The organism is Pseudomonas juntendi, from assembly GCF_009932375.1.
Lineage (GTDB): Bacteria > Pseudomonadota > Gammaproteobacteria > Pseudomonadales > Pseudomonadaceae > Aquipseudomonas > Aquipseudomonas juntendi.
In genome coordinates, this window is the sequence record NZ_BLJG01000153.1 from 41,095 (window position 1) to 53,034 (window position 11,940).

The 11,940-nt window shown below is 62.0% G+C and carries 10 protein-coding genes, 4 tRNA genes and 2 pseudogenes; 8 read left to right on the forward strand and 8 right to left on the reverse strand.

Translation table 11 applies throughout. The features are described 5' to 3' along the window. Window positions 1–114 precede the first annotated feature (114 nt). The 5 genes from GYA94_RS19040 to GYA94_RS19060 all read right to left on the reverse strand — a co-directional run bounded on the left by GYA94_RS19040 (window position 115) and on the right by GYA94_RS19060 (window position 1,052). Complete coding sequence (locus tag GYA94_RS19040; RefSeq protein ID WP_110679588.1) at window positions 115–414, reverse strand: DUF6388 family protein; 300 nt, start codon at window positions 412–414, stop codon at window positions 115–117. Window positions 415–610: 196 nt separating this feature from the next. Beyond that, window positions 611–686, reverse strand: a tRNA-His gene (locus GYA94_RS19045). A gap of 36 nt (window positions 687–722) precedes the next feature. Continuing rightward, a tRNA-Leu gene (locus tag GYA94_RS19050) sits at window positions 723–807 on the reverse strand. Window positions 808–858: 51 nt separating this feature from the next. Further along, a tRNA-His gene (locus GYA94_RS19055) sits at window positions 859–934 on the reverse strand. Window positions 935–975: 41 nt separating this feature from the next. Beyond that, a tRNA-Arg gene (locus tag GYA94_RS19060) sits at window positions 976–1,052 on the reverse strand. 270 nt (window positions 1,053–1,322) lie between these two features. Here GYA94_RS19060 and folD point away from each other — a divergent pair. The 4 genes from folD (at window position 1,323) to GYA94_RS19080 (ending at window position 5,348) form a co-directional block, all read left to right on the forward strand. Then, complete coding sequence (gene folD, locus GYA94_RS19065) at window positions 1,323–2,177, forward strand: bifunctional methylenetetrahydrofolate dehydrogenase/methenyltetrahydrofolate cyclohydrolase FolD (RefSeq protein ID WP_009682641.1); 855 nt, start codon at window positions 1,323–1,325, stop codon at window positions 2,175–2,177. Between the two features lie 426 nt (window positions 2,178–2,603). Then, the gene (locus GYA94_RS19070) at window positions 2,604–3,914 is read left to right on the forward strand and encodes a C4-dicarboxylate transporter DctA (protein ID WP_009682642.1); all 1,311 of its coding nucleotides are present in this window, start codon (window positions 2,604–2,606) and stop codon (window positions 3,912–3,914) included. 44 nt (window positions 3,915–3,958) lie between these two features. After that, window positions 3,959–4,663 (forward strand): FadR/GntR family transcriptional regulator, encoded by a 705-nt coding sequence (locus tag GYA94_RS19075; protein ID WP_029884962.1) that lies wholly within the window; start codon window positions 3,959–3,961, stop codon window positions 4,661–4,663. Window positions 4,664–4,679: 16 nt separating this feature from the next. After that, the gene (locus tag GYA94_RS19080; RefSeq protein WP_054905976.1) at window positions 4,680–5,348 is read left to right on the forward strand and encodes a GntR family transcriptional regulator; all 669 of its coding nucleotides are present in this window, start codon (window positions 4,680–4,682) and stop codon (window positions 5,346–5,348) included. An 86-nt stretch (window positions 5,349–5,434) separates the two neighbouring features. Here the strand turns inward: GYA94_RS19080 and GYA94_RS19085 are convergent, their stop codons facing one another. Continuing rightward, a complete protein-coding gene (locus tag GYA94_RS19085; RefSeq protein WP_009682645.1) occupies window positions 5,435–5,863 on the reverse strand; it encodes a PACE efflux transporter in 429 nt (142 codons plus the stop codon). Between the two features lie 101 nt (window positions 5,864–5,964). Between GYA94_RS19085 and GYA94_RS19090 the strand changes: the two genes are divergently transcribed. The 4 genes and pseudogenes from GYA94_RS19090 (at window position 5,965) to GYA94_RS19100 (ending at window position 9,791) form a co-directional block, all read left to right on the forward strand. Next, entirely contained in the window at window positions 5,965–6,843 is an 879-nt protein-coding gene (locus GYA94_RS19090; protein ID WP_110679587.1) for a LysR family transcriptional regulator, read from the forward strand. A 142-nt stretch (window positions 6,844–6,985) separates the two neighbouring features. Further along, window positions 6,986–8,017 (forward strand): annotated as a pseudogene (gene mcpA / locus GYA94_RS28780) (methyl-accepting chemotaxis protein McpA); the annotation flags it as partial. Between the two features lie 258 nt (window positions 8,018–8,275). After that, window positions 8,276–8,872: pseudogene (gene mcpA, locus GYA94_RS28785) on the forward strand (methyl-accepting chemotaxis protein McpA); the annotation flags it as partial. 133 nt (window positions 8,873–9,005) lie between these two features. After that, window positions 9,006–9,791 (forward strand): sulfite exporter TauE/SafE family protein, encoded by a 786-nt coding sequence (locus GYA94_RS19100; protein WP_009682648.1) that lies wholly within the window; start codon window positions 9,006–9,008, stop codon window positions 9,789–9,791. Here GYA94_RS19100 and GYA94_RS19105 read toward each other — a convergent pair. Next, complete coding sequence (locus tag GYA94_RS19105) at window positions 9,773–10,333, reverse strand: histidine phosphatase family protein (RefSeq protein WP_161892883.1); 561 nt, start codon at window positions 10,331–10,333, stop codon at window positions 9,773–9,775. The genes GYA94_RS19100 and GYA94_RS19105 overlap by 19 nt on opposite strands. A 65-nt stretch (window positions 10,334–10,398) precedes the next feature. Next, the coding region (locus tag GYA94_RS19110) for an ABC transporter ATP-binding protein/permease (protein WP_161892884.1) at window positions 10,399–11,940 on the reverse strand (1,542 nt) is incomplete at its 5' end.

The following is an 11,940-nucleotide window of genomic DNA, read 5'->3' on the forward strand; positions in this document are numbered from 1 at the left end:
CAAGGCCCGCACGGCGTGCCGCCGGGCCTCCTTCATCAAGAGCGGCACCCTGCCCATGGCGCAGTGCAGCCGTAATAACTTGTCAAACAACTGCCAGTGGCGAATTCGCTGCCTTTATTCAGGGTCGACTTCGTTGAACTGACAGTATTCTTCCCACTCCAGGCCCAGCGCCTCGGCGACCTCGCGATGCGTTTCAAGGCGCATGGCCCGCAACTGTTCCGGGCTTTCGGCGATCAGTTGCAGCGCCAGCTCCCAGGGCTGCAGCCCCTGCTCCTGGGCCACATCTTCGAACGCCCACTCGATTTGCTGGGCCTGCTCGCGCGCATCCAGCTCGCGAATTTCCTCGAGCAGCTGCGGGTTGGCGTCGGCAAAGCGCTGCAGCGCCAAGGCCTGACGGGCTTCTTTTGCAATCATCGGGCTGTTCCTCTGCCGGCCAACGGGGCCGGCGCTTCAACCGGCTGAAATCTAACAGCTTTTATTGGGCTGCCACCAGAGCATTGCAAGGGGGGACTCACGAAGATTTTGTGCTGAACCGTGCAGTGCCCGCATGACGGAGCAATGAAAACAAAAAAGGCGCCTGATCTCACGACCAAGGCGCCTCTTTAAAATATGGGGTGGACGATGGGAATCGAACCCACGACAACTGGAATCACAATCCAGCGCTCTACCAACTGAGCTACGCCCACCATATAGCGGTGTTACGGTACAACCTTACAAAAACATGGTGCGGACGAAGAGACTCGAACTCTTACAGCTTGCGCCGCTGGAACCTAAATCCAGTGTGTCTACCAATTTCACCACGTCCGCGTAACGCTTAAAACAAAGGCGCCAGATGCTATCGAGGCGCCTTCGAAAATATGGGGTGGACGATGGGAATCGAACCCACGACAACTGGAATCACAATCCAGCGCTCTACCAACTGAGCTACGCCCACCATATTGCATTACAGCCAACTTGCTTGCCAAAGCTGCCTAATGGCGCACCCGGCAGGACTCGAACCTGCGACCATCCGCTTAGAAGGCGGATGCTCTATCCAGCTGAGCTACGGGCGCTTAAGCTTCAAGCCTAACCGAACAAGTATTTAACAGCTAACTGCCAAACGACCCATTCTGCCCGACTTAGCCAACCAGTGCTAGGCTGTGCCCGACAAGTGCGGCGAATCTTATAGGCGACCCCGAAAGTCGTCAACACCTTTTTCAAAAAAATTTAAATTATTTAAGGGCTTAGGGGATTTGCCCGACCACCCGCCTTTGCCCTTCGCCCATGTCGTGCGAGAATGCGCGCTCTTTATTGTTTCCTTCTCGATGGTTAATCACGCGTCTATGACTGCACACCTAATCGATGGCAAGGCAATCGCCGCCAGCCTGCGCCAGCAGATCGCTCAACGTGTCGTGGAGCGTCGCCAGCAAGGCCTGCGTACGCCGGGCCTGGCGGTGATCCTGGTCGGCACCGACCCCGCCTCCCAAGTCTATGTCTCGCACAAGCGCAAGGACTGCGAAGAGGTCGGCTTCATTTCGCAGGCTTTCGACCTGCCCGCCGAGACCACGCAAGAAGCCCTGACCGAGCTGATCGACCGTCTTAACGACGACCCGGCCGTCGACGGTATTCTGCTGCAGTTGCCGCTACCGGCGCACCTGGAGGCGTCGCTGCTGCTCGAACGCATTCGCCCTGACAAGGACGTGGACGGCTTCCACCCGTACAACATCGGCCGTCTGGCCCAGCGTATTCCGCTGCTGCGCCCGTGCACACCAAAAGGCATCATGACCCTGCTGGAAAGCACCGGCCAGGATCTGTACGGCATGAACGCCGTCATCGTCGGCGCTTCCAACATCGTTGGCCGCCCAATGGCCATGGAGCTGCTGCTGGCCGGCTGCACCGTGACTGTTTGCCACCGCTTTACCAAGGACTTGGCCGGCCATGTAGGCCGCGCCGATCTGGTGGTAGTGGCCGCGGGCAAGCCGGGCCTGGTCAAAGGTGAGTGGATCAAGGAAGGCGCCATCGTCATTGACGTGGGCATCAACCGCCAGGCGGACGGCAAGCTGGTCGGCGATGTGGTCTACGAGACCGCCCTGCCCCGCGCCGGCTGGATCACCCCAGTGCCGGGCGGGGTTGGGCCAATGACCCGGGCGTGCCTGCTGGAGAACACGCTGTACGCGGCGCAAGAGCTGCACAAGTAAAGTTGGCACGTAGCGAAAACGGCACCTCTGGCAGGTGCCGTTTTTTTTGCCCGGTTTCGAGGGCTCGGGCTTGATGCACCACAAGAAATGGCGAACGCGAGGCGGGATTGGCAGGTAGTTTGCACTGGCCGTATGGGGCGGGCCCAGCCCGAATCAGGTTCAAGGGTATCAGCGGCACGGGAGCCTGCTTGCTCGCATGCCCTGCTCAAACCATGAACGTCACGCTGCGCACAGAACTAGAGCGCGGCAGGCCCAATTGCCCCATAACTGGTCAGACCGGTAAGGCCAAAAATCCTTGCAAAGAACGATTTTTCGCGCTTTTATGGCATCGCGCTGAACAAACCGGTAAGACCACAATAATTAAGTCCTGCGCTCTTTCGCCCCGTGCGGCTACCGAAGCAAGGACACCGATCTGAGACTTCTCCCATGCTCAAATGGTGCTCGCGTTCGATATTCCTGCAAGTCGTACTTGGCCTTGCCCTCGGCATTGCCTGCGGCCTCAGCTTCCCCGACCTTTCGCTACAACTCAAACCCCTAGGCGACGGCTTCATCAAGCTGATCAAGATGCTCATCGGCCTGATCGTGTTCTGCGTGGTGGTCAGTGGTATCTCGGGCGCGGGCGACCTGAAAAAGGTCGGGCGCATCGGCTTGAAGTCGGTAATCTACTTTGAAGTGCTGACCACCCTGGCGTTGGTGATCGGCCTGGTATTCGCCTTCAGCAGCGGCATCGGCAGCGGCGCCAATATTCACCTGGACCAACTGTCCAGTGCCGATGCCAGCAGCCTGGCCGAGCGCGGTCAACACATCCATGGCGCCGCAGCGTTCTTCATGGACCTGATCCCTACCTCGGTGATCGGCGCCTTCGCCGACAACAACATCCTTCAGGTGCTGCTGTTTTCGGTGCTGTTCGGCAGCGCATTGAACCTGGTGGGCGACTCGGCCGCCGGCATTTCGCGGCTGATCAACGAACTGAGCCATGTGATCTTCCGTATCATGGGCATGATCGTGCGCCTGGCCCCGATCGGTGTATTCGGTGCCATCGCCTTCACCACCAGCAAGTACGGCCTGGAATCGCTGCAGCACCTGGGCGGCCTGGTAGCGCTGTTCTACCTGACCTGTGCAGGCTTCGTGCTGATCGTGCTGGGTACCGTGATGCGCCTGTCGGGCCTGAAACTGCTGCCACTGATCAAGTACCTGCGTGAAGAGCTGACCATCGTGCTGGGCACCGCCTCTTCCGACGCCGTTCTGCCGCAGATCATGCGCAAGCTGGAACACCTGGGCATCGGCAGTTCCACGGTGGGGCTGGTGATTCCCACCGGCTACTCGTTCAACCTGGACGGTTTCTCCATCTACCTGACGCTGGCCATCGTGTTCATCGCCAACGCCACCGGCACACCGCTGGAGATGACTGACCTGCTGACCATTCTGCTGGTGTCGCTGGTAACTTCGAAAGGCGCGCACGGCATCCCTGGCTCGGCGCTGGTGATCCTGGCGGCCACGTTGACTGCCGTACCGGCGATTCCGGTTGTCGGCCTGGTGCTGGTACTTGCCGTGGACTGGTTCATGGGCATCGGCCGGGCACTGACCAACCTGATCGGCAACTGTGTAGCCACCGTGGCGATTGCCCGCTGGGAAAAGGACATCGACCTGGAGCGTGCCAACAACGTACTGGCAGGCAAACCCGGCTTTGCCCCGTTGCCACGCAAACAGCCCAATGCCCACCAGCAGGAATTCTGAGCGAACGTGGCCGGCACTGATGCCGGCCCTTCAAGGAGCGAACCGTGATCAGCTCATCGACCGTCGTCAATTCAGTGGTGGAAAAACTCCGCCAGGCCCTGGCCCGCGGCCAGTGGCGCAGCGGCGACATGCTGCCAGGCCAGCGCGAGCTGGCTGAACAACTGGGCATCAGCCGGCCCAGCCTGCGCGAAGCGGTAACCGTGTTGGAAACCCTGGGCCTGGTGCGCGCGCTGCCGGGCAAGGGTGTACTGGTGCTGGAGGCCGAAGCTGCCGCCCTGGAACCGGGGCTGGATACCAGCGCCGCCGCCAGCCTGGCTGACGTACTGGAACTGCGCTACACCCTTGAACCGTTCATCGTCGGCCTGGTGGCACAATCGGCCAACAGCCAGGATGTTGGCCAGTTGCGCCTCACCCTGATGGACATGCGCGAAGCGCTGGAGGCCGATGACAGCGAAGCTGGGGTCAGGGCCTATATCGCTTTCCATGAGGCCCTCTTCGCCCTGACCACCAACCCGATCTTCCAGAGTGTCGTGCAGCAGACCGGCAACGCCCTTAAACAGAGCGCCGACATGCTGCGCAACTCACCGGAGCATCTGGCGGCAAGGCTGAAGGAGAACGAGGCAGTGGTACGCGCCATTCGCGAACGCAACAGTGCCCTGGCCAGTGCCCAGATGCGCCAGCACATCCTGGCCGAGGGCGCGCGCATGGGCATCCCGCTGAACATCCCGGATGAACACCTGCATCCATGACCTGAGGAGAGCGACCATGAACGCCGCCCCCCACTTGCCTGCCCTGCTCGCGGCCGGCGAAACCCGCCTGTCGGCCGAGCAAATCTACCCACGGCTGTTCGACGCCATTCTCGAACAGCGCCTGCCCCCCGGCAGCCTGCTGCCCGAGCAGGCGTTGGGCCAGGCGTTTGGGGTCAGCCGTACCGTGATCCGCCGCGTGCTCGGGCGCCTGTGTGACCAGCAAGTGGTGGTGCAGCGCCCAAGCCACACCGCGCACCTGGCAGCCCCTGACCCCGAGCAGGCGCGGCAGGTGCTCAGTGCCCGGCGGCTGGCGGAGACCACCCTGATCACCCTGGCCGCACAGCGCGCCCGCCCTGCGCAGATACGCCAACTGCGCCAGTTGGTTGAACGTGAGCGCCAGCACCATGAAAGTGGCGAGCGTTGCGCGGCGATCCGCCTGGGTGGCGAGTTCCACCTCAAACTGGCGCAAGTGGCGGCCAATGCGCCCCTGGCACGGTTTCTCAACGGCCTGGTGCCGATGACCTCGCTGATCATTGCCCGCTACGAGTCGCCGTGCTGCGAACATTGTGCGTGGGAAGAACACGCGGCGATCATCGATGCCGTGGAGCAAGGCGATGCCGAGGCGGCATTGGGGCTGATGCACACCCACCTCGACCGGCTGGAGGAGAAACTCGACCTGGCGTAGCCCGCGCGCAAGGGCCAAGCCCGCTCCTGACGGCCATGCACCGGTCCAGCAGCGGGTGTACCAGGCGGTGGCCTGTAGCGCCCGAGTCAAGCCTTGGCCATGGCCGAGGTCGGTAAGCCGAAGATCCGGTCAAACACCCAGTTGTAGGCGAAGGTGTAGCAAGGGATCAGCACAATGAACGCCATGTCCACCAGCAGTGCCTCTACCAGTGTCATGTCCAGCCACCAGGCAATCAGCGGGATCAGATACACCACCAGGGTCAGCTGAAAGCCGACCGCATGCGCCACCCGTCGCGCCACGCTGCGGCCGCGCTTGGCCTGGCGGCTTTCCCAGCGCTCGAACAACGTGTTGAAAATCAGGTTCCAGAGCATGGCAATGGTTGTGATCATCACCGCCAATGGCCCGGTATGCGACGCCTGGGTCTCTGACAGATAAGCCAGCCCGAGGGTCGACATGCTCAGCCCTATCAGCTCATAGCACGTCACATACACCAGTTTGCGCTTCAAACCCTGCACCTGCATTGCCCTCCAATCCCAATAACGAAGGGTGCGATAATGCTTCACCTCGCTTGACAGCAAAAGTCAGCAGCTGTCAGATCTGCTGACAGGAGGCTGCCATGAACTTTTCCAGCGACAACATCCAGCTGTTTCTTGCCGTGCTCGACCGCGGCTCGTTCTCCGCCGCCGCTCGCGCCCTCAAACGGGTCCCGTCGGCGGTCAGCATGGCCATTGGCAATCTGGAAGCGGAGCTGGGATACAGCTTGTTCGAACGCGGGCCCCGCGAAGTTCGGCCCACCGCCCGGGCCTTGGCCCTGGAACCGCACGCCAGGCTGATTGCCGAGCAACTCGGGCTGTTGCAAGTCCATGCCTTGGAGCTCTCGCAGGGGCTTGAAAGCAGCCTGACGCTGGCGGTGGTGCCGGACATCGATCACCGCCCGTTGCTGGCGGCTATCGCCGACCTCGGTGTGCGCCACCCATTGCTCGATATCGCTTTGCTCAGCGCCCCGCAGGAAGAGGCCCTGCACTTGCTGGACAGCGGCCGCGCCGATCTTTGCGTGGCCTTCGCTGGCCTGCAGGTGGATGCGCGCCGGGGCTTTCAACATATCGGTATGGAAGCCTTGGTAGCCACCCTCGCCCCTAGCCACCCGGCGCTGCGTGAAGCACGCATCCACTACCTCGAAGACCTGACCCGGGTGCGCCAGATCCTCGTGCGCAGCCGGGACCTGCCGCTGGCCGATCCACGCCCGCTGATCGGCGCCACGCACTGGTCGACCGACAGCTTCGACCTGGCCCTGCAGATGGTCGAAGCCGGCCTGGGCTGGGGCGACCTGCCGTTGTCTCGGGTAGCCCCACTGCTGGCAACCGGGCGCTTGGTGCGCCTGGCCTTTCGTAATACGCGCAACGAGTTGCAACTGCCGGTGCATATCCTGTGGCGCAAACAACAGCCACTGCAGCAAGCGGCGAGGTTGCTGATAGAGCAACTGACCAAGGGCTGAGTGCCGTCTGTCGAAAGGTCTGTAAGAAATTACTGTAAGTACTTCAATGTTTTACCCCCCGAGCCGATATCCCGGTCGATAGGCCCCGCAGAACGTCATAAGCGCGCTGCGTCCTCCCCACATTGGCTCAAGGTCTCGAAACATGAACCTGAAATTTCGCCACAAGATCCTGCTCAGTGCCTGCGGCGTCGTGGTCCTGGCATTCGCCCTGTTCACGCTTTATAACGACTACCTGCAACGCAACACTATCCGCCAGAACATAGAAGCCTCGGTGCAGCAGGCCGGGGCCTTGACCGCCAGCAGCGTGCAAAACTGGATGAGCGGCCGCATCCTGGTGCTGGAAAACCTGGCCCAGGATATCGGCCAGCAGGGTGCCGGCGAGACCCTGGCCGGGTTGATCGAGCAACCCTCCTACACGCGCAACTTCCTGTTCACCTACCTCGGTCAGGCCAACGGCGTGTTCACCCAGCGCCCGGACGCCCAGATGCCTGCCGGCTACGACCCACGGCAACGGCCCTGGTATGCAGCGGCGGCCAATGCCGGGCAAACGGTGCTGACGCCACCGTACCAGGGTGCGGTCGGCGGCCTGATGGTCACTATCGCCACCCCGGTGAAAAGCAAGGCCACGGGGGAAATGATTGGTGTGGTTGGCGGTGACCTGACCCTCGATACCTTGGTGGAGATCATCAACTCGGTGGATTTCGGTGGCCTCGGCCACGCCTTCCTCGCCGATGCCAATGGCCAGGTGATCGTCAGCCCGAACAAAGACCAGGTCATGAAAAACCTGAAGGACATCTACCCCGGCAGCGACCTGCGCGTTGCCGCCAGCATGCAGGATGTCACCCTGAACGGCCAGGACCGGATCATTTCGTTCGCGCCGGTCGCCGGGCTGCCTTCGGCCCAGTGGTACATCGGCTTGTCGATCGACAAGGACAAGGCCTACGCCGCACTCAGCCAGTTCCGCACATCGGCCATCATCGCCATGCTGATTGCCGTGGCGGCCATTGCCGGCCTGCTGGGCCTGCTGATTCCACTACTGATGCGCCCGCTGACCACCATGGGCCGCGCCATGCGCGACATCGCCGAGGGTGAAGGCGACCTGACCCGCCGTCTGGTGGTGCAGAACCAGGACGAATTCGGCGAACTGGCAACGTCGTTCAACCGCTTTGTCGAACGCATTCACGCCTCGATCAGCGAAGTGTCGTCGGCCACCCGCCTGGTGCATGACCTGTCGGAGAAAGTGGTCAGCGCGTCGAATGCGTCGATCAGTGGCTCCGAAGAGCAGAGCATGCGCACCAACAGCGTGGCCGCAGCCATCAACGAGCTTGGCGCCGCGACCCAGGAAATCGCGCGCAACGCCGCAGATGCCTCGCAGCATGCCAGTGGTGCCAGCGAGCAGGCCCACGGTGGCCGGGAAGTGGTGGAAGAAGCGATCAACGCCATGACTGCGCTGTCGCAGCGCATCAGCGAATCGTGCGCACAGATTGAAACGCTCAATGCCAGCACTGATGAAATCGGCAAGATCCTGGACGTGATCAAAGGCATCTCGCAGCAGACCAACTTGCTGGCACTGAACGCTGCGATCGAGGCAGCACGCGCGGGCGAAGCGGGTAGAGGCTTTGCCGTGGTGGCCGACGAGGTGCGCAACCTGGCCCACCGGACCCAGGAATCGGCAGAAGAAATCCACCGCATGATCACCAGCCTGCAAGTCGGTTCACGCGAAGCGGTGCACACCATGAACACCAGCCAGGTGTCCAGCGAGCAAACCGTGCAAGTGGCCAACCAGGCCGGTGAGCGGCTGGCCAGCGTCACCCAGCGTATTGGCGAAATCGACGGCATGAACCAGTCGGTGGCCACCGCGACCGAAGAGCAGACCGCCGTGGTCGAAAGCCTCAACCTGGACATTACCCAGATCAATGCGCTGAACCAGCAAGGGGTGGAGAACCTTAACGAAACCCTGCGCCACTGCGATCAACTGGCGCAGCAGGCCGGCCGCTTGAAGCAGCTGGTGGGGAGTTTCCGGATCTGAGAAGCCGGGGGGCGCCCAGCGCTCCCATCTTTACGCGGTTATAACCTAATAACGAACAAGTCTATTTGGCTATAAAAAAATCTATATGCTGGCTGCATCCGATAACGGGCAATGTTGGGCGGTCGAGTAGCGTATGGATGTAGGTTCTTTTGGTTTCACCATTGCGGGACTGGTCGTGGGTTTCATCGTCGGTATGACCGGCGTCGGTGGCGGTTCGCTGATGACCCCGATCCTGTTGTGGTTCGGTATCAACCCGGCGACGGCCGTCGGCACCGATCTGCTCTATGCCGCCATCACCAAGGCCAGTGGCGTCTGGGTGCATGCACGCAACAAGAACATCGACTGGAAGATCACCGGCCTGCTCAGCCTCGGCAGCGTGCCTGCGGCCGCATTGACCCTGTGGTTCCTGAGCACCCTGCATACCGACACATCGGCGCTCAATGCCATCATCAAGCAAGGCCTGGCGGTGGTGTTGATCCTCACCGCGCTGGCCATTCTGTTCAAATCGCGGCTGCAGGCTTTCGCCAGCCACCATGCCGGCGATCACTACCACCTCAGCGCAGGTACCCTGAACACCCTCACCGTGCTGACCGGCGTGGTGCTGGGGGTGATGGTGACCCTGACCTCCATCGGCGCCGGCGCCCTGGGTACCGTGGCGTTATTCCTGCTCTACCCGTTTCTGGTCACCCGTCGCCTGGTCGGTACGGAAATCGCCCATGCCGTGCCGCTAACGCTGGTGGCAGGCCTTGGCCATGCCGGCATGGGCAATATGGACTGGTCGCTACTGGGCTACCTGCTGCTGGGTTCTCTGCCGGGCATCTACCTGGGCAGCCATCTGACCGGGCGGATCTCCGACCGCGTGCTGCGTCCGTGCCTGGCCGCCATGCTGTTGTTGATCGGCTACAAGCTGGCGTTCTGAACCTCACCCAGGCGCAACCGCCACTGCCCGGTATGGCTCAGTTCCAGGCGTGATAGCGGCAACACATCGATACGCTGCCCGGCACTCATAGGGCAGCCCAGTACCTGCACCAGCACGGCACGCATGACCTGCGGATGGGTTACCGCCAGCCATTCACCCGGCCTGTCGAAAGCCGCCAGCCAGGTGGCCATCCGCTGGCACAGCCCAGCGAACGACTCCCCGCCATGCACGTTACTGGCTGGCTCCTGCAACCAATCGGCCAACGCTTCTGGCTGCTCGGCCTGCAACTGCTTCAGCGCCATGCCCTGCCAATGCCCGAGGTCGCAATCGGCCAAGGCGGGCTCGACATGCACCGTGCTCGACAACCACGCCGCTGTTTCGCAGGCGCGCCGCTCTGGCGCCGTCAGCAGTTGCACCGCTGGCAGGAGAGGCGCCGGCGGTTGCGAAAGCGGCAGGATGCCGTCGTCGGCGCAGTGCAGGCGGCCGGTCTTCTGGGCCTGAGTCAGGGCATGGCAAATAAGGGTCAAACGGGTAGCTTTCATCAAGTCCCTCGGGTGGCGGGCTGGTGCGTAGTGCTTGGCATGCTGCGAGGCAGGCATGCTGAACACTAGGCCAGCGCAGGCGCCTGCGCCACCAATGACCAACCGCCACGCCCATCCACCTCCAGCCGGTGAGTATGAAAACCTGCCAGGGTGCTGCGGTGCCCGACACTGAGCAACAGTGCCCCAGGCATTTCCGAGCGCAGCAGCGCATACAGGGCATGCTCGAGCCCCTCATCCATCGCTGAGGTGGACTCATCAAGAAACACCACATGCGGCCGGTTGAACAGAACCCGGGCAAAAGCCAGGCGCTGCTGCTCGCCCACCGACAGAATATGCGCCCAATCGCAGCTGACCTCCAGGCGCTCGGCCAGGTGCCCAAGATTGACCTGGTGCAGTACCTGCTGCATACGCGCCTGATCCTCGGGCTGCCCCACCGCCGGGTAGGCAATGACCGTGCGCAGGTCCCCCAAAGGCAAATAGGGACGCTGCGACAAGAACAGCGCCTGATGGCCCAGTGGGCGCCGCACCTCCCCTTCGGCATAGGGCCACAGGCCAGCCAGGGCGCGTAGCAGGGTGGTCTTGCCGCTGCCTGAAGGCCCCTTGATCAACAGCGCCTGGCCAGCTTGCAGGCTCAGGTTCAGGTCAGTGATCAGGGCGTGTCCATCCGGGCGCAGCACTTTCAGGTCGGCAATCTGCAGCGCATGGGCCTGCTCCGCGGTGAGTACCCGCGGCAATGCCCTTGCCTGCGCGTTGGCATCGAGAAAACCGGTCAGACGGTCCAGCGTAGCCCGGTACTGCGCGAATGCATCGTACGATTCACGAAAGAACGAGAGTGCATCCTGCACCTGCCCAAATGCCTGAGACGTTTGCATGACGTCACCCAGCTTGATTGCCCCGCTGAAGAAGCGCGGTGCCTGCAGAATGAACGGGAACACGACTGCCACCTGGCTGACCCCCAGGTTGAAACCACTGAACTTGAGGTTTCGGAATACCAGCGCCCAGGCATTCACGATCAGTGCCGCGAAGCGCCCCAGCAAGGTGCCCCGCTCAACCTCGGCACCTTGGTAGAAAGCGACATTCTCGGCATTCTCACGCAGGCGCATCAGCGCATAGCGGAAGTTGGCGGTGAGCTTTTCGTTGAGGAAGTTCAGGCGAATCAAAGGCTGGCCCAGGCGGAAGGCGATCCAGGTGGCGACGACCACATACAGGTACACGGCAAACACCATCGCCCTGGGAATTTCAACACCGGCCACGGCCAACGGCGCTGACAACCCCCAGAGGATCCCGGTGAACGCCACCAGGGACACCAGCGCACTGACTGCCCCCAAGGCCAAGGACAGGGAGTTGCTGACGAAGGCGTTTACGTCCAGCTCGATACGCTGGTCGGGGTTGTCGACCGGTTCGGCAAGAAATTGTCCACGGTAGTAAGCATCACCGTGCATCCAGTCATGGGTCAGGCGCTCGGTCAACCATACCCGCCAGGTGATGCTGAAGGCCTGGTTCACATAGAAAGAGCACAGCGAGCGCAGCACATGGATGCTGGCCAGCACGGCGAAGACCCCGAGCAGGTACCAGAATGCCCCTTGATTCGTAACCGCTCCATAAAC